18 protein-coding genes are annotated in these 15,532 nt (G+C 71.1%); all 18 read right to left on the bottom strand.

Annotated elements, in window-relative coordinates:
- Nucleotides 1-654: amidohydrolase family protein (locus tag ACTIE9_RS10225; RefSeq protein ID WP_439565473.1), on the bottom strand; the 654-nt coding region annotated here is incomplete at its 3' end.
- The gene (locus tag ACTIE9_RS10220) at nucleotides 651-1,622 is read right to left on the bottom strand and encodes an aspartate carbamoyltransferase catalytic subunit (RefSeq protein WP_439565472.1); all 972 of its coding nucleotides are present in this window, start codon (nucleotides 1,620-1,622) and stop codon (nucleotides 651-653) included. The genes ACTIE9_RS10220 and ACTIE9_RS10225, both read right to left, overlap by 4 nt.
- Nucleotides 1,619-2,149 (bottom strand): bifunctional pyr operon transcriptional regulator/uracil phosphoribosyltransferase PyrR, encoded by a 531-nt coding sequence (gene pyrR / locus ACTIE9_RS10215; RefSeq protein ID WP_439565471.1) that lies wholly within the window; start codon nucleotides 2,147-2,149, stop codon nucleotides 1,619-1,621. Before pyrR ends, ACTIE9_RS10220 begins: the two co-directional genes overlap by 4 nt.
- Before the next feature lie 67 nt (nucleotides 2,150-2,216).
- On the bottom strand, nucleotides 2,217-3,107 hold the full coding sequence (locus ACTIE9_RS10210) for an ABC transporter permease (protein WP_439565470.1): 891 nt from the start codon (nucleotides 3,105-3,107) through the stop codon (nucleotides 2,217-2,219).
- Between the two features lie 2 nt (nucleotides 3,108-3,109).
- Nucleotides 3,110-4,138 (bottom strand): aliphatic sulfonate ABC transporter substrate-binding protein, encoded by a 1,029-nt coding sequence (locus ACTIE9_RS10205; RefSeq protein ID WP_439565469.1) that lies wholly within the window; start codon nucleotides 4,136-4,138, stop codon nucleotides 3,110-3,112.
- A 74-nt stretch (nucleotides 4,139-4,212) separates the two neighbouring features.
- A complete protein-coding gene (locus tag ACTIE9_RS10200) occupies nucleotides 4,213-5,028 on the bottom strand; it encodes an ABC transporter ATP-binding protein (RefSeq protein ID WP_439565468.1) in 816 nt (271 codons plus the stop codon).
- Between the two features lie 103 nt (nucleotides 5,029-5,131).
- Entirely contained in the window at nucleotides 5,132-5,548 is a 417-nt protein-coding gene (nusB, locus tag ACTIE9_RS10195; RefSeq protein WP_439565467.1) for a transcription antitermination factor NusB, read from the bottom strand.
- Nucleotides 5,548-6,111 carry an elongation factor P gene (gene efp / locus ACTIE9_RS10190; RefSeq protein WP_439565466.1) on the bottom strand — a complete coding sequence of 188 codons (564 nt, stop codon included), beginning with the start codon at nucleotides 6,109-6,111 and terminating at the stop codon, nucleotides 5,548-5,550. Before efp ends, nusB begins: the two co-directional genes overlap by 1 nt.
- Nucleotides 6,112-6,205: 94 nt before the next feature.
- Nucleotides 6,206-6,649: a type II 3-dehydroquinate dehydratase gene (aroQ, locus tag ACTIE9_RS10185; protein WP_439565465.1), complete on the bottom strand. Its 444-nt coding sequence runs from the start codon at nucleotides 6,647-6,649 to the stop codon at nucleotides 6,206-6,208.
- Nucleotides 6,650-6,674: 25 nt separating this feature from the next.
- Nucleotides 6,675-7,751, bottom strand: a complete 1,077-nt coding sequence (gene aroB, locus ACTIE9_RS10180) for a 3-dehydroquinate synthase (protein WP_439565464.1) — start codon at nucleotides 7,749-7,751, stop codon at nucleotides 6,675-6,677.
- Nucleotides 7,748-8,296 carry a shikimate kinase gene (locus ACTIE9_RS10175; RefSeq protein ID WP_439565463.1) on the bottom strand — a complete coding sequence of 183 codons (549 nt, stop codon included), beginning with the start codon at nucleotides 8,294-8,296 and terminating at the stop codon, nucleotides 7,748-7,750. The genes aroB and ACTIE9_RS10175 overlap by 4 nt, the downstream gene beginning before the upstream one ends.
- Complete coding sequence (gene aroC / locus ACTIE9_RS10170) at nucleotides 8,289-9,494, bottom strand: chorismate synthase (RefSeq protein WP_439565462.1); 1,206 nt, start codon at nucleotides 9,492-9,494, stop codon at nucleotides 8,289-8,291. Before aroC ends, ACTIE9_RS10175 begins: the two co-directional genes overlap by 8 nt.
- A 47-nt stretch (nucleotides 9,495-9,541) precedes the next feature.
- The gene (locus ACTIE9_RS10165) at nucleotides 9,542-10,381 is read right to left on the bottom strand and encodes a shikimate dehydrogenase (RefSeq protein WP_439565461.1); all 840 of its coding nucleotides are present in this window, start codon (nucleotides 10,379-10,381) and stop codon (nucleotides 9,542-9,544) included.
- A complete protein-coding gene (gene mltG, locus ACTIE9_RS10160) occupies nucleotides 10,374-11,621 on the bottom strand; it encodes an endolytic transglycosylase MltG (protein ID WP_439565460.1) in 1,248 nt (415 codons plus the stop codon). Before mltG ends, ACTIE9_RS10165 begins: the two co-directional genes overlap by 8 nt.
- Nucleotides 11,618-12,088: a Holliday junction resolvase RuvX gene (gene ruvX / locus ACTIE9_RS10155; protein WP_439565459.1), complete on the bottom strand. Its 471-nt coding sequence runs from the start codon at nucleotides 12,086-12,088 to the stop codon at nucleotides 11,618-11,620. Before ruvX ends, mltG begins: the two co-directional genes overlap by 4 nt.
- A 2-nt stretch (nucleotides 12,089-12,090) precedes the next feature.
- The gene (gene alaS / locus ACTIE9_RS10150; protein ID WP_439565458.1) at nucleotides 12,091-14,748 is read right to left on the bottom strand and encodes an alanine--tRNA ligase; all 2,658 of its coding nucleotides are present in this window, start codon (nucleotides 14,746-14,748) and stop codon (nucleotides 12,091-12,093) included.
- Nucleotides 14,749-14,801: 53 nt separating this feature from the next.
- A complete protein-coding gene (locus tag ACTIE9_RS10145) occupies nucleotides 14,802-15,029 on the bottom strand; it encodes a hypothetical protein (protein ID WP_439565457.1) in 228 nt (75 codons plus the stop codon).
- Nucleotides 15,030-15,147: 118 nt separating this feature from the next.
- A partial coding sequence (rpsD, locus tag ACTIE9_RS10140) for a 30S ribosomal protein S4 (RefSeq protein ID WP_439565456.1) occupies nucleotides 15,148-15,532 on the bottom strand: 385 nt, incomplete at its 5' end.

The raw sequence follows: 15,532 nt of genomic DNA, 5'->3' as shown, positions 1-15,532 counted from the left end.
GAGGAGCACGTCGCGCGCGATGATCGCCTCCTCCGCCACGGCAGGCCAGCCGGCGAGCCCGAGCTCGCCCGAGAGCACGCCCTCGTTCATCTGGGCTCCGACGGTGAGGCGCGGCTCCTGAGCGTGCTGGGCCACGACACCGTCGAAGGTGGCCACGTACTCGAGGGCGCGACGCATGAGCAGCGGGTCGTGCACGCAGTGCCCGTCGTCGCTGAAGACCCGGACGCGCGCGGTCGACCGTGCCATCGCGCCGATCTCGGCGAGCTGCTCGCCCCCGAGGCCGAGCGTCACGGCGCCGACGGGACGCACCTCGGCGTAGCCGTGGCGCTCGCCGAGCCGCTGCACCTGCTCCACGACGCCTGCGGTGTCGGCGACGGGCGAGGTGTTCGCCATGGCGTGCACGGCCGTGAACCCTCCAGCGGCCGCCGCACGGGTGCCCGTGAGCACCGTCTCGCTGGCCTCTCCCCCGGGCTCGCGCAGATGGGTGTGCAGGTCGACGAGGCCGGGCAGGGCGACGAGCCCGCGGGCGTCGATCACGCGCTCGTCCGTCTCGGGCGAGAGCGAGCCGCGGGCGGCGATGAGACCGTCGCGGATGCGGATGTCGTCGACGTGCGCGCCGAGGAGGGCGGCGCCGCGGATCAGGAGGCCGGTCATCCTTCGCCCCCCGTTGCCTCGGGCGAGCCGGTGGATCCCGCGACGAGCAGGTAGAGCACGGCCATGCGGATCGACACCCCGTTCGTGACTTGAGCGAGCACCGTCGACCTGTCGGAGTCGGCGGCAGCGGACGAGATCTCCAGTCCCCGATTCATCGGGCCGGGGTGCATCACCATCGTATCGGGGCCGAGCACGGCGAACCGCTCGGCCGTGAGACCCCACACGCGCGCGTACTCGCGGGCGCTCGGGAAGAACGCATCACGCATGCGCTCGCTCTGGATGCGCAGCATCATGACCGCATCCGGAGCCGACGCGAGCGCGTTGTCGAGGTGCTCATGCACCGTCACGGGCCACTGCGCGACGCCGTGCGGCAGGAGCGTGCGCGGGGCCACGAGGTGCACCTCGGCGCCGAGCGTCGTCAGCAGCCAGACGTTCGATCGAGCGACGCGCGAGTGCAGGATGTCGCCGACGATCGCGACGCGCAGGCCGGCGAGGTCGCGGCCGCGCGCATCGTCGCCGAACCGCCGCGCGCGGATGGTGAAGGCGTCGAGGAGCGCCTGGGTGGGGTGCTCATGGGTGCCATCGCCCGCATTGATGATCGCGGCATCGATCCAGCCGGCGTGGGCGAGCTGATGCGCGGCACCCGAGTCGTGATGGCGCACGACGATCGCATCGGCGCCCATGGCCGCAAGGGTCTGCGCCGTGTCTTTGAGGCTCTCGCCCTTCGACACGCTCGAACCCTTGGCGCTGAAGGTGATGACGTCGGCGCTCAGACGCTTGGCGGCCGACTCGAACGAGAGCCGCGTGCGCGTCGAGTCTTCGAAGAACAGGTTGACGACGGTCTTGCCGCGCAGCGGGGGCAGCTTGCGCACCTCGCGGTCGGCGGTCTGCGCCATGTCCTCCGCGACGTCGAGGATGCGGATGGCCGTCTCGCGATCGAGGTCGCGCGCGCTCAGAAGGTGCCTCATGGCTCGATCGTCACCTCGTCGATGCCGTCGACCTCGGTGAGACGAACCGCGACGCGCTCGCTCGTGGCGGAGGGCAGGTTCTTGCCGACGAAGTCGGCGCGGATCGGCAGCTCGCGGTGCCCGCGATCGACGAGCACGGCGAGCCGCACGACGCGCGGCCGCCCGTGGTCGACGAGCGCATCGAGCGCCGCGCGAATGGTGCGGCCCGAGTAGAGCACGTCGTCGACGAGCACGACGATCGCATCGTCGATGCCCTCGGCGGGGATGCGCGTCGGCGCGGGGGTACGGGTGGGAGTGCGCGCGAGATCATCGCGGTAGAGCGTGATGTCGAGCGCGCCGGCGTTCGAGACCCCTGGCTCGATCTGGTCGACGATGCGCTGGATGCGGTCGGCAAGCGTCGCGCCCCGGGTCGGGATGCCGAGGAAGACGAGCCGACCGTCGCCGCGCCGGCTCTCGAGCACTTCGTGGGCGATGCGGCGCAGAGCGCGCGTGATGTCAGCGTCGTGCAGCACGGTGCGTGCGGCCACTCTGACCTCCTTCCCCGCCTCACAGGACGGTGCTTAAAGGACGTCGAACGCGCTCAGTCTACCGGCATCACCCCCAGCGCTTGAGCAGGGCGCGCTCGCCGAGCCCGACGAGCGCATCGGTGGTCTTGCCGAGCACGCCGAGCAGGATGATCGCGAGGAACAATCGGTCGATGCGCCCGTTGTTCTGCGAGTCGATGAGCAGGAACCCGAGACCCATCGACGAACCGGCCAGTTCCGCAGCCACCAGGAACAGCCACGACTGCGCGAGCGCGAGCCGCAGGCCGGAGACGACGGAGGGCACGACGGCCGGCAGTTGCACCGCGGTGAGCAGCCGGAACCGTGTGAGCCCGAAGGCACGGCCGGCCTCGACGAGGTGAGGGTCGACGTGGCGCAGGGCTCCGGCGACGGTCGTGAAGACCGGGAAGGCGGCGCCGATGGCGATGAGAGTGATTTTCGGCGGCTCGAAGATGCCCATGAGGATCACGAGGAGCGGCAGCCAGGCGAGGGACGGCACGGCCCGCAGTGCTCCGAGCATCGGGTTGAGCAGCTTCGACGCGAGCGGTGACAGCCCCACGAGCGCGCCCAGGGCGAGCCCGATGGATGAGCCGATCGCGAACCCGATGAGCACGCGCTGCACCGAGATGAGCACGTAGGTCGTGAGCTGACCGGTCTGCGCGAGCTCGACGGCCGCGAGCACGACCTGCGGCGGCGAGGGCAGCAGGTAGTCGGGAACCGACGGCGACTCGGCGGCGATCCACCACGTCGTGAGGAGCAGCACCGGCACGACGAGCCCGAGCAGCACGGTCCCGAGCGTCGCCCTCGAGCGCGAGGACTCGGAGATCGCGGTTCCGGAGGCGGAATAGCCGAAGCTGCTCACGAACTGGAAGAGCGACGCCGAACGGCGCCCCTCGGTGGAGGGGCGCCGGACGGGAACGCCGCCGCGTTCATCGAAGCTCATGCTCAGGCGATCGCGTTCGGGTCGGCCGCGAGGGCGAAGGTGTCGTTGAACAGCGCGTCGAGCGCGTCGTCAATGAGCTGCTGGTTCGGCACATCGCCGCTCTCGACGAAGATCGGGCCGATGATCTCGAGCACGTCGCGCTGCGTCTGGCCGGGAACGCTGTCGATGTCGATGACCGTGCGGGCGATGGTCGCCTCGGCGATCGCGATGTCGATGCCGGCCACCTCGGCGAGGATCGCCGCGGTCTCCTCCGGGTTCTCGAGCGCCCAGACGCGGGCCTTTTCGTAGGCGTTCACCACGAGCTGCGCGAGGTCGGGGTTGGTGGCAATGAACTCCTCGGTCGCGTTGAGGAAGCCGTAGGAGTTGAAGTCGACATTGTCGTAGATGATCTCGGCGGCACCGTTGTAGACCGACGTCGAGAGCAGCGGGTCGAGGCCCGACCACGCGTCGACCGCACCGGTCTCGAGCGCCGTCTTGCCATCGGCGTGCTGCAGGTTCTGCAGGCTGATGTCGTCGAGCCCGAGACCCGCCTCAGCCAGCGCCTGGAGAAGGAAGAAGTACGGGTCGGTGCCCTTCGTCGCGGCGACCGTGCGGCCGGCGAGGTCGGCGACCTCGGTGATGTCGCTCCCGGTCGGCACGGCGATCGCGGCCCAGTTCGGCTGCGTGTAGATGCTGATCACCTGGATGGGGCTGCCGTTCGAGCGGGCGAGCAGCGCCGCGGAGCCGGCGGTCGAGCCGACGTCGATGGCGCCCGCGCGCAGGGCCTCGTTGGCCTTGTTCGAGCCAGCCGACTGCACCCACTCGACGGCGACCTCGTCGCCGAGTTCGGCCTCGAGCCAGCCCTGGTCCTTGATGATGAGGCTCAGCGGGTTGTAGGTCGCGAAGTCGAGCGTCAGCGTCGTGTCGCTCCACTCGGCTCCCTCGGTCGGCTCGGGTGCAGCGGTACCCTCACCCGCGACGCAGCCGGTCATGGCCATGGCGGCCACGGCGACGGTCGCGGTCAGCAGGGTCAGACGGGTGCGGGTGCTCATGATGGCCTTTCGGTTGCCGGTCGGTCGACCGGGTCGGGGTGGAGCAGGGTGGTGGGTGGTGCGGTCGAGGGCGGCTATCCGCTGTGGTGGCTCGGCACGCCGAGTGCGTCGAGCAGCTTCGCGCGCAGGCGCGTGAGCACGACCGAGGCGCGGTCGCGCGGTCGCGCCCCCGGCACATCGAGGATCATGCTGATCGTGGCGCCGGGCCGGTCGCGCCGGGTGCCGAGCAGCACGATGCGGTCGGCGAGGGCGAGCGCCTCATCGACATCGTGCGTGACGAGCACGATCGTGGCCGGTTCGGCCCGGTGGATGTCGACGAGCAGATCCTGCATCGTCAACCGGGTCAGGGCATCCAGGGCCCCGAAGGGCTCGTCCAGCAGCAGCACACCCGGCCCGCGGGCGAGGGCCCGGGCGAGCGACACACGCTGGGCCATGCCTCCCGAGATTTCCCGCGGCTTGAGGTCGGCCGCGTGCGACAGCTGCACGAGCTCGAGCAGCTCGGCGACGCGCTCTGCGCCCTGCCGGCGGTCGACGCCGCGCGGCAGTCCGAGCTCGACGTTGCGCGCGACCGTGCGCCACGGAAGCAACCGGGGCTCCTGGAACGCGACGGCAGAACGCTGATCAGCCGGCGCGACGGGCGTGCGATCGATCGTCAGCGTGCCGGCGGTGGGGCGGTCGAGGCCGCTGATCTGACGCAAGAGCGTCGACTTGCCGCAACCGGAGGGGCCGAGCAACGCGACGATCTCGCCGGGGGCGATCTCAAGCTGGATGTCGCGCAACACGATGCGCTCCTCGCCGCCGCGCGCGGCGGGGAAGGTGCGGCCGACACCGCGCAGCGACACCGGCAGAGCCGGGGATGCGGTGACGAACGTGCTCGAGACGGAAGGCATGACGCCACCGTAGGAGCGGCTCCCGGCAGGCGGCAAACCCGCCCGACACGCGACGACACGGAGTGCAACAGAACGTCACACAGGGGCGATCACCGCCCGATGCTCAGGCCCGGACGTCCTCCGCGATCGAGCCGAGCACGCCGTTCACGAAGGGCGCACTGTCGTCGGTCGACAGCACGCTCGCGAGCTCCATGGCCTCGGCGATCGCCACGGCGGTCGGGATCTCGGGGTTGTCCCGCAGCTCCCACGTGGCCATCCGCAGGATCGCACGGTCGACGACGGGCATGCGGGCGAGGGTCCAGCCGAGGGCGTGCTGCTCGATGAGCGCGTCGATCTCGTGGCGCGACTCGTCGACGCCGCGCACGATCTGCTCGGCGTACGGCCAGCTCGACGCGCGCTGCGGGGCGGCCGCTGCGCGTCGGGCCTCTTCAGCGAGGATCTCGACGATCGGCACCTGCCGAACATCGGCGATGTAGAGCATGTCGAGAGCCCGCTTGCGAGCTTTGCTGCGGGCGCTCACTACTCGCTGACGCGGCCCAGGTAGTCACCGGTACGCGTGTCGACCTTGACCTTGGTGCCGGTCTCGAGGAACAGCGGCACCTGGATCTCGTAGCCGGTCTCGACGGTCGCGGGCTTGGTGCCGCCCGTCGAGCGGTCGCCCTGCAGGCCCGGCTCGGTGTACGTGACCTCGAGCACCACCGAGGCGGGAAGGTCGAGGTAGAGGGGCGCCCCCTCGTTCATCGCGATCGTGACGATCTGGTTCTCGAGCATGAAGTTGGCGGCATCGCCGACGACCGAGGCGGGCACGGTCACCTGCTCGTAGTCGGTCGTGTCCATGAAGACGTAGTCGGTGCCGTCCTGGTACAGGTACTGGTAGTCGCGGCGGTCGACGGTCGCGAAGTCGACCTTGGTGCCGGCGTTGAAGGTCTTGTCGACGACCTTGCCGCTCATGACGTTGCGCATCTTGGTGCGCACGAACGCTCCGCCCTTGCCCGGCTTGACGTGCTGGAACTCGATGACGTTCCAGAGCTGCCCGTCGAGATTGAGCACGCTGCCGTTCTTGATGTCGTTCGTGGTCGCCATGAGTGTCAGAGTTCCGTTCCGGTGAGAAGCAGGGAGAATCGGCACGCGCGAGCGCGCCGCCGCGAAAGTCTAGTCGACCGCCGCGAGCGCGCCCCTACGAGCGGCGCAGCAGGTGGTCGAGCGCGAGGCGGTACGACCCGAAGCCGAAGCCCGCGATCACGCCGGTCGCGACGCCCGAGATGACGCTCGTGTGCCGGAACTCCTCGCGCGCGTGCGGGTTCGACAGGTGCACTTCGATCACGGGGATGCCCGCCTCGGTCACGAGGGCGACCGCGTCGCGCAGGGCGTAGCTGTAGTGCGTGAAGGCCGCGGGGTTCAGGATGACCGGCGTGCGGGCATCCACCGCCTCATGCAGCCAGCCGATGAGCTCGGCCTCGTCGTTCGACTGCCGCAGGTCGATCTCGACGCCCTCGGCCGCGGCGCCCAGCTCGGCCCGCAGCTCGTCGAGCGTCGCGGTGCCGTAGATCGTCGGCTCGCGCGTGCCGAGGCGGTTGAGGTTGGGCCCGTTGAGCACGAGCACGCGGGTGACGGCGGTCATGGCGTCACCCTACCGGCGCGGGAGCTCACTCCCCCACCTCCTGGTAGGCGGCGAAGAGCATCGACTCGTCGGTGCCGTTCAGCACGCGCGGGCGCGCCACATCATCGAGCACGATGAATCGCAGCATGCCGGCGCGGGCCTTCTTGTCGCGCTGCATGGTGGCGAGCAGGGTCTTCCAGCGGCCGAGCGGGTAGCCGGTCGGGAGGGTGAGCGAGGCGAGGATGCGCCGCGTGCGATCGACCTGCTCGGCCGGCAGCGAGCCCGCGAGGTGCGAGAGCTCGGCGGCGAAGACCATGCCGATCGCGATCGCCGCGCCGTGCCGCCAGCGGTAGCGCTCCGCGTGCTCGATCGCGTGGCCGAGGGTGTGGCCGTAGTTGAGGATCTCGCGCCGCCCCTGCTCGGTGAAGTCGTCGCTCACGACGGCCGCCTTCACCCGGATGCTGCGCTCGATCAGGTCGCGGAAGACCGGGCTCTCGCGGTCGGTCGCGACGCTCACGTCGGCCTCGAGCAGCTCGAGGATGACGGGGTCGGCGATGAAGCCGCACTTCACGACCTCGGCGAACCCGGCCAGGATCTCGTTCTGCGGCAGGTCGGCGAGCAGATCGAGGTCGACGAGCACCGCGGAGGGGGCCCAGAAGGCGCCGACCAGGTTCTTGCCCTCGGCCGTGTTAATTCCGGTCTTGCCGCCCACGGCGGCGTCGACCATGCCGAGCACGGTCGTGGGCACCTGCACGACCGCGATGCCGCGCAGCCACGTCGCGGCGACGAAGCCGGCGAGGTCGGTCGTGGCTCCCCCGCCCAGGCCGACCACGGCATCCGTGCGCGTGAAGTCGGTCTGGCCCATGATCTGCCAGCAGAACGCGGCGACCTCGATGCGCTTCGCGCCCTCGGCGTCGGGCACCTCGGCGAGCAGCACCTCGACGCGGCCCGCGAGCCGCTCGCGCAGCGCTTCGGCCTGCGCGGCGAGCGGAGGCGCGTGGATGACGAGCACCTTCGCGGCCGCCGGCGGCAGAACGGCGGCGAGGTCGTCGAGCAGCCCACGACCAACGCGCACCTCGTAGGGCGAGGCTCCGGTGACGGGGATGACGGTCGTATCGGTCATGATCCTCCGGCCGCATCGGCGCGCTCGCGCGCCCACTCGGCGATCTCTTCAGCGATGTGGTCGATGGGGCGCGACGAGGTGTCCCACGTCGCGGCGGCGAGGGCCGTGTAGGTCGGCATACGGCGCGCGACGAGGTCGACCCAGGCGCCGATGCCGTCGCGCACGAGCGGACGGGTGTCGGGGTCGAGGCGCTCGGCGGCCGCCTCGGGCGTGATCGTGAGCAGCACCACGGGCCGGCCCTCGAGGGCCGCGGCCACGCTCGGGGTCATGACGGCGCCCCCGCCGAGCGCGACGACCGCGCCCGGCTGGCGAAGGGCATCCGCCACCGCCGCGGCCTCGAGGCTGCGGAAGGCCGCCTCGCCCTGGGTCGAGAAGATCTCGGGGATCGGCCCGTGCGCGTCGACGATCTGCCGATCGGTGTCGATGTACGGGGCCTCGAGAATGCGCCCGAGGCGCTTGCCGACCCGCGACTTTCCGGCGGCCGGCGGGCCGATGAGCACCACGAGCGGGCCGGGGCCCGTCGCCGGAGCCTCGGCGTCAGCCACGGCCGTCGGAGACCGCCGTCGTGAGCGTCGCGGGGATCGCCGCGAGGTAGCCCTCGAGGTTGCGCCGGGTCTCGGCGATCGAGTCGCCTCCGAACTTCTCGAGCACGGCTTCGGCGAGCACGAGCGCGACCATGGCTTCGGCCACGACGCCCGCCGCGGGCACCGCGCACACGTCGGATCGCTGGTGATGAGCAGCGGCGGCTTCACCCGTCGAGGTGTCGACAGTGCGCAGCGCGTGCGGCACGGTCGCGATGGGCTTCATGCCCGCGCGCACGCGCAGCACCGTGCCGGTGCTCATGCCGCCCTCGGTGCCGCCCGCGCGATCGCTCAGCCGCTCGATGAGGCCGTCATCGACGACGAGCTCGTCATGCGCGGCCGATCCGCGGCGGCGCGTGGTCTCGAAGCCGTCGCCGACCTCGACGCCCTTGATGGCCTGGATGCCCATGAGCGCGGCGGCGAGCTTCGCATCGAGCCGGCGGTCCCAGTGCACGTACGAGCCGAGTCCCGGGGGCACGCCGTAGGCGAGAACCTCGACGACACCGCCGAGCGTGTCGCCCTCCTTGTGCGCCGCGTCGACCTCGGCGACCATCGCCGCGCTGGTCTCCGCGTGCAGGCATCGCAGCGGATCGGCGTCGAGCCGGTCGACGTCGTCGGGAAGGGGCAGCGGGGCGTCGTCGGGCACGCGCACGGGCCCGATCGCGAGCGTGTGGGCGACGAGCCGGATGCCGAGCTCGTTCAGGAACGAGCGGGCCACCGCGCCGAGGGCCACGCGCGCCGCGGTCTCCCGGGCGCTCGCCCGCTCGAGCACGGGCCGCGACTCGTCGAAACCGTACTTCTGCATGCCGACGAGATCGGCGTGCCCGGGTCGCGGCCTCGTGAGGGGCGCTCCACGCGCGCCGGTGAGCTCGGCCGGGTCGACGGGGTCGGCGCTCATGATGGTCGTCCACTTGGGCCACTCGGTGTTGCCGATGCGCAGCGCAATGGGGCTGCCCATGCTCACACCGTGGCGCACGCCGCCCGAGATCGTCAGCGCGTCCTGCTCGAACTTCATGCGGGCACCGCGCCCGTAGCCGAGCTTGCGGCGCTGCATATCGGCCTGGATGGCCTCGCGCAGCACGGGCACGCCCGCGGGCATCCCCTCGAGCACGGCGATCAATTCAGGGCCGTGGGATTCCCCGGCGGTCAACCAGCGCAGCATGCCTCCATCCTCCCACGACCGGCCGGGGCAGGATGCCGGGAGAGACCTCAGGCGTCGTCGAGCGCCGCCCGCATCGCGGCCTCGACTCCCGCCTCATCGCCGAGCGGCGAATCCGTCTGGCCGGAGACGAAGAAGCGCACCTGGCGAACGGCCTGGTGCAGCAGCATGTCGCGACCGGAGGCGACGCGCCCGCCGACCGCGAGCCACTGCGCCGCGAGCGGTCCGGGCCACGGGTGGTAGGTCACGTCGAGCGCGACGGCCGTCGTCCGGGCGTCGAAGGGCAGCTCCTGGCGCAGCGCGACCCCGTTGGGGAGCGTCCAGGCGACCACCTCGGCACCCTCCACCACGTGCTCGAGGTCGGCGAGCCGCACGGCATCGAGCTCGAGCCCCAGCTCATCGGCGAGCGCGGTGATCGCCCCCGTGCGCGCCGGCTCCCGCACGGCGACGGTGACGCTGCGAACGCCGAGCCCGTCGAGGGCGACGAGCACCGAGCGCGCCGTCGCGCCCGCTCCCGCGATGACGGCATGGTGCGCACTCTCGAGCCCGGCGTCGCGCAGCGATCGCTCGATACCCGCGACATCGGTGTTGCGCGCGATGCGGCGCCCATCGTCGGCGAGCAGGAGCGTGTTCGCCGCGCCGGTGAGCGCCACGGCGTCGTCCCACTCGTCGGCAAGGCGGTACAGCTCCTCCTTGAGCGGCATCGTCGCCGAGAGCCCGAGCCACGAGCGGTCGAGGCCGTCGACGAAGCCCTGCAGCTCGTGCTCGCGCACGTCATGCCGGTCGTAGACCCAGTCGAGCCCGAGATGGCGGTAGGCCGCGGAGTGCAGCAGGGGTGACAGGGAGTGCTCGACGGGGTGCCCGAGCACGGCGAGCCGTCTCCTACTCACAGTAGACAGCGTTCTCCTCGCTCGCCCGGCACCAGGCGCGCAGCTGGGCGACCCCCTGCTCGTGCTCGGCGAGGGTCTCGGAGAACTTCGTCTCCCCGGTCGCCAGATCGATCGTCACGAAGTAGAACCACGGCCCCTCGGCGGGGTTCAGGACGGCATCGATTGCGAGGTCGCCCGGAGCCGCGATCGGACCGATCGGCAGTCCCTCGATGGCGTAGGTGTTGTAGGGGTTGTCGGCATCGAGCGCGTCTCCGCTCGACCAAACCGACCCCGTCTCGCCGGCACCGTACTGGGTGGCCGAGTCGAACTCGAGTCGCCATCCGCCCGCGAGTCGATTCTCGATCACCCGCGAGACGCGGTAGAAGTCGTCGGGCAGTCGTGCTTCGCGCTGGATCAGCGAGGCTTTCGTCAGCACGGTGTGGCGGTCGTCCACCGCCACGCCAGCGGCGTCGAGGCGCGAGAACATCTCATCGACCAGCGTGCGGATGTGGTCTTCTGCGGTGGTGCCGGGCTCGAACGTGTAGGTCGCCGGGAACAGGTAGCCCTCGATGTTCGGCGCGATGTCGGGCACCCCGTAGATCGAGGGGTCGGCGATGGCCGCTTCGTAGTCGGCGAGCGGGATGCCGGTGCCGGCCGAGAGCGCCTCGATGACCTCGCCGGCGCGCAGCCCCTCGCGCACGGTGGCGCTCAGCTCGACCTTGTTGGCCGGGTCGAGAAGAGCATCCAGCGCCGACTGGGCCGACATCTCCTCCTCCAGTCGGTACGTGCCCGGGATGAACGCGATCGAGTCGTCCGCGAGCAGCAGGTCGTAGAACGCATCGAACGTCTTGGTGACACCCTGCTCGACGAGCGAGGTCGCGACATCGGCGCCGATCTCACCCGCGTAGATGGTGACGAGCACCTCCGCGCCGTTGCCCGTGCCCTCGAAGTCGTTGGGCAGCTCCCATCCCAATAGCTCGCGCACCTGCGACTCGTAGTTCGTCCAGACGTACCAAGCGCCCCCCGCACCGATTCCGAGCAGCAGGGCGAGGATTCCGAGCACGACCCACGGCCAGCGGCGCCGTCGGCTCGGAGCGCCGTTCGAGGGTCCGCGACCGCGTCCGCCTCGACGCCCCGCGCTCTCCCGTGCGGCGCGACGGCTGGTCGGCGGCGCGTCGTCGCTGGAGGCCGTCGTCGTGGGGCTGGGCTCACCGCTGGGCTGCGAGCGGAAGATGTCGTCCCAGGGATCGGTCTCGGTCACGCGGTCGGTCGTCCTTCGTGCGGCTCGACGAGCGCGCCGGGCGGGTTCCCGGTCGAGCGCTCGAGGTCGAGGGCGTGCTGGAGCAGGATAACAGCGGCCGCTTGGTCGACCACGGACCGGGAGTTCTTGGCGGTGCGGCCGGCATCTCGCAGACCGCGCGCGGCGCTCACGGTGGTGAGCCGCTCATCGACGAGGCGCACGGGCACGTCGAGCTCGGCCGCCAGCTGCTCGGCCACATCGCGCGAGTCGGCGGTCGACGCGGTCTCGGTCCCGCTCAGCGACAGCGGCAGGCCGACGATCACCTCGATGGCGTCGTGCTCCTCGACGAGATGACGGATGCCCGCGACGGGCTCCTCGCGCCGGGCGAGCGTCTCGACCGGGGTCGCGAGCATGCCGTGCGGGTCGCTGCGCGCCACGCCGACGCGGGCCCGGCCCACGTCGATGCCGAGCCGCACGCCGGTGCGCACGGTCAGCGCCGCAGCTCCGCGAGCACGGCCTCGATCGCCGCGGGGATCGCCGACGGGTCGGCGCCCCCGCCCTGGGCGAGGTCGTCCTTACCGCCGCCACCACCGCCGAGCACGCCCGAGGCGGCGCGCGCGAGCGCTCCTGCCTTCGCCCCGGCATCGCGGGCCGACGCGGTCGTCGCGACGATGACGGTCGCCTTGCCCGCGACCTCGGCGGCGAGCACGACGACCGCGGCGGTCTCGGTCAGGCGGCCGCGCACGCTCGTGGCGAGCATCCGAACATCGTCCGCCGATCCGAGCGTGCCGAGGTTCTCCGCGACCACGGTGTACGCACCGAGCGGGGAGGCCGCCGCGACGAGCGCGGGGACGCGCTCGGTGAGCCGTGCCGACTCGTACTGGGCGATGGTCTTCTCGGCGGCCTTGAGCTGCGCGCTCAGGTCGGCGATGCGCTCGGCGAGCTGGTCGCGCGGCGTCTTGAGGCTGCTCGTGAGCTGCTGCACGAGCGCGCGCTCGGCCGCGAACTCGCGGAACGCCTCGAGGCCCACGAGCGCCTCGACACGGCGGTTGGTCGAGCCGACCGACGATTCGCTCACGAGGCTGATCATGCCGATCTCGGCGGACGCGCCGACGTGCGTGCCCGCGCAGAGCTCGCGCGACCACGGGCCGCCGATGTCGACGACGCGCACGGTGTCGCCGTACTTCTCGCCGAACAGCGCCATCGCGCCGAGCGACTTCGCCTCATCGAGCGCCATGACACGGGTCGAGACGGGGAGGTTGTCGCGCACCGCGATGTTGCTGATCTCCTCGATCTCGCTGCGGGTCGCGGGGCTCAGAGCCTGGTTCCAGCTGAAGTCGAGGCGCATGTAACCGGCCTTGTTGTACGACCCCGACTGGTGGGCGTCATGGCCGAGCGTCTGCCGCAGCGCGGCGTGGATGACGTGCGTGGCCGAGTGTGCCTGGGTCGCCGACCGGCGGTACACGGGGTCGACCTGCGTCGTCGCGGCGTCGCCGACGTGCACCTCGCCCGAGCGCACCTGCACGGTGTGGCTGATGAGCCCCTTGACGGGCTTCTGCACGTCGAGCACCTCGAGGTCGAACCCGTTGCCGACGATGGCGCCCTCGTCGCTGTCTTGACCACCCGACTCGGCGTAGAGCGTCGTCTCGGCGAGGATCACCTCGGCGATGTCACCCGCGTGCGCGACGGGCACGCTCTGCCCGCCGACGAGGATCCCGAGCACGGTCGTCTCGGCCTGCAGCTCGTCGTACCCGAGGAAGGCGGTCTCGCCCGCGGCGCGGAACTCGCCGTAGACGCTGAGGTCGGCGAGGGCGCCCTTCTTCGACTTCGCGTCGGCCTTGGCGCGCGTGCGCTGCTCGGCCATGAGCCGGTCGAACTCGGCGCGGTCGACCGTGAGCCCGTTCTCCTCCGCCATCTCGAGCGTGAGGTCGAGGGGGAACCCGAAGGTGTCGTGCAGCTGGAAGACCGTGTCGCCGGGCAGCGTCGACGCTCCGGCGGCCGTCGTCTCGGCGACCGCCAGGTCGAGGATGGTCGTGCCGGCCGCGAGCGTGCGGAGGAACGCCTCCTCCTCGCCCAGCGCGATCCGCGACACGCGGTCGTAGTGCTCGGTGATCTCGGGGTAGGCCGAGCTCATCGCGTCGCGCGAGGCGGCGAACAGCACCTCGAAGCTCGGTGCATCGACTCCGAGCAGGCGCATCGCGCGGATGCTCCGCCGCAGCAGGCGGCGCAGGATGTAGCCCCGCCCCTCGTTGCCGGGGGCGACACCGTCGGTCATGAGCATGAGGCTCGAGCGCACGTGGTCGGCGATGACGCGCATGCGCACGTCATCGTCGTGGTCGGCACCGTAGCGGCGCCCCGACATGGCCGCCGCGGCATCCAGAACGGGGCGCACCTGGTCGATCTCGTACATGTTCTCGACGCCCTGCGTCAGGAACGCGACGCGCTCCATGCCCATGCCGGTGTCGATGTTCTTGTTCGGCAGCTCGCCGAGGATCTCGAAGTCGTTCTTGCCCGTGCCCTCGCCGCGCAGGTACTGCATGAAGACGAGGTTCCAGATCTCCACGTAGCGATCGTCATCGGTCGCCGGTCCGCCGTCGACGCCGTAGGCGGGGCCGCGGTCGAAGAAGATCTCCGAGCACGGGCCGGCGGGGCCGGGCTGGCCGGTCGACCAGTAGTTGGTGTCCATGTCGAGGCGCTGGATGCGCTCCTCCGGGAGGCCCGCGATCTTCTTCCAGAGCGCGATCGCCTCGTCGTCGTCCTTGTAGACCGTGACCCAGAGGTCCTTCTCCTGGAAGCCCAGGCCGCCGTCGCTCTGCGCGGTGGTGAGCAGCTCCCAGGCGTAGCCGATCGCGCCCTCCTTGAAGTAGTCGCCGAACGAGAAGTTGCCGTTCATCTGGAAGAACGTGCCGTGGCGCGGCGTCTTGCCGACCTCCTCGATGTCGTTCGTCCGGATGCACTTCTGCACGCTCGTCGCCCGCGGGTACGGTGCGGGCACGACACCCGTGAGGTAGGGCACGAAGGGCACCATGCCCGCGACGGTGAAGAGCAGCGTGGGGTCGTCGCTGACGAGGGAGGCGGAGGGCACGACCGTGTGACCGCGGGTTCCGAAGAACTCGAGCCACCGGCGCTGGATGTCGGCGGTCTGCATGAGGGGCTGTGGCGTCCTGGGTCTACGGGGGGCGGGGCGCGGAGCCCCACCGGCTACTTGAGGCGGCTGGTGAGGTCGGCGATGGTGTCTTCGGCCTCGGCGACGGCGGCGCGCAGCTCGGCTTCGCGCTGCTTGTAGCCATCGACGACGGCGGAGCCGAACTCGCGGGCCTTGGAGTCGACGTCGTCGAAGAACTGCTTGCCCTGCGGGGTCTTCGAGACCTGGTGGGCGGCGACGAAGCCGAGCGCGATGCCGACGATGAGCCAGGCGGCGTTCTTCATGAGTGCTCCCTCGTGAGAAGTCGGGTGTGGTGGACAGTGCTCTCAGCCTAGCGGGCGCACGCGAACGGGGGCCCGGCGCGATGCCGGGCCCCCGTTCGTCGGAGCGTAGTGCGCGTGCCTAGCGGGCCGCGTAGTACTCGACGACGAGCTGCACTTCGCAGGTCACGGGAACCTCGGCGCGCTTCGGGCGACGCACGAGGCGCGACTGGAGCTTGTCGAGCTCGACCTCGAGGTAGGCCGGAACCTTCGGGAGCACGTCGACGTGACCGCCGGCGGCCGCCACCTGGAACGGCTCGGTGCCCTCGGAGCGCGGCTTGACGTGGATCAGCTGACCCGGCTTGACGCGGAACGAGGGGCGGTCGACGAGCTGACCGTCGACCATGATGTGGCGGTGCACGACCATCTGGCGCGCCTGCGCGGTGGTGCGGGCGAAGCCCGAGCGCAGCACGAGCGCGTCGAGACGCATCTCGAGCAGCTCGACGAGGTTCTCACCCGTCAGGCCG

The sequence above is a fragment of the Microcella sp. genome, assembly GCF_051860105.1.
GTDB lineage: Bacteria > Actinomycetota > Actinomycetes > Actinomycetales > Microbacteriaceae > Microcella.
Note: the sequence above shows the minus strand (reverse complement) of the source record. Positions and strands in the feature narration are given on the sequence as shown.

Bases quoted from the DNA above. Each gene is read 5' to 3' on its own strand.
- aroB (WP_439565464.1), bottom strand. From the start codon at position 7,751: ATGACCGATACGACCGTCATCCCCGTCACCGGAGCCTCGCCCTACGAG.
- alaS (WP_439565458.1), bottom strand. From the start codon at position 14,748: ATGCAGACCGCCGACATCCAGCGCCGGTGGCTCGAGTTCTTCGGAACC.
- aroC (WP_439565462.1), bottom strand. From the start codon at position 9,494: ATGCTGCGCTGGTTGACCGCCGGGGAATCCCACGGCCCTGAATTGATC.
- ACTIE9_RS10200 (WP_439565468.1), bottom strand. From the start codon at position 5,028: ATGCCTTCCGTCTCGAGCACGTTCGTCACCGCATCCCCGGCTCTGCCG.
- efp (WP_439565466.1), bottom strand. From the start codon at position 6,111: ATGGCGACCACGAACGACATCAAGAACGGCAGCGTGCTCAATCTCGAC.
- ACTIE9_RS10145 (WP_439565457.1), bottom strand. From the start codon at position 15,029: ATGAAGAACGCCGCCTGGCTCATCGTCGGCATCGCGCTCGGCTTCGTC.
- ACTIE9_RS10210 (WP_439565470.1), bottom strand. From the start codon at position 3,107: ATGAGCTTCGATGAACGCGGCGGCGTTCCCGTCCGGCGCCCCTCCACC.
- ACTIE9_RS10205 (WP_439565469.1), bottom strand. From the start codon at position 4,138: ATGAGCACCCGCACCCGTCTGACCCTGCTGACCGCGACCGTCGCCGTG.
- aroQ (WP_439565465.1), bottom strand. From the start codon at position 6,649: ATGACCGCCGTCACCCGCGTGCTCGTGCTCAACGGGCCCAACCTCAAC.
- ACTIE9_RS10220 (WP_439565472.1), bottom strand. From the start codon at position 1,622: ATGAGGCACCTTCTGAGCGCGCGCGACCTCGATCGCGAGACGGCCATC.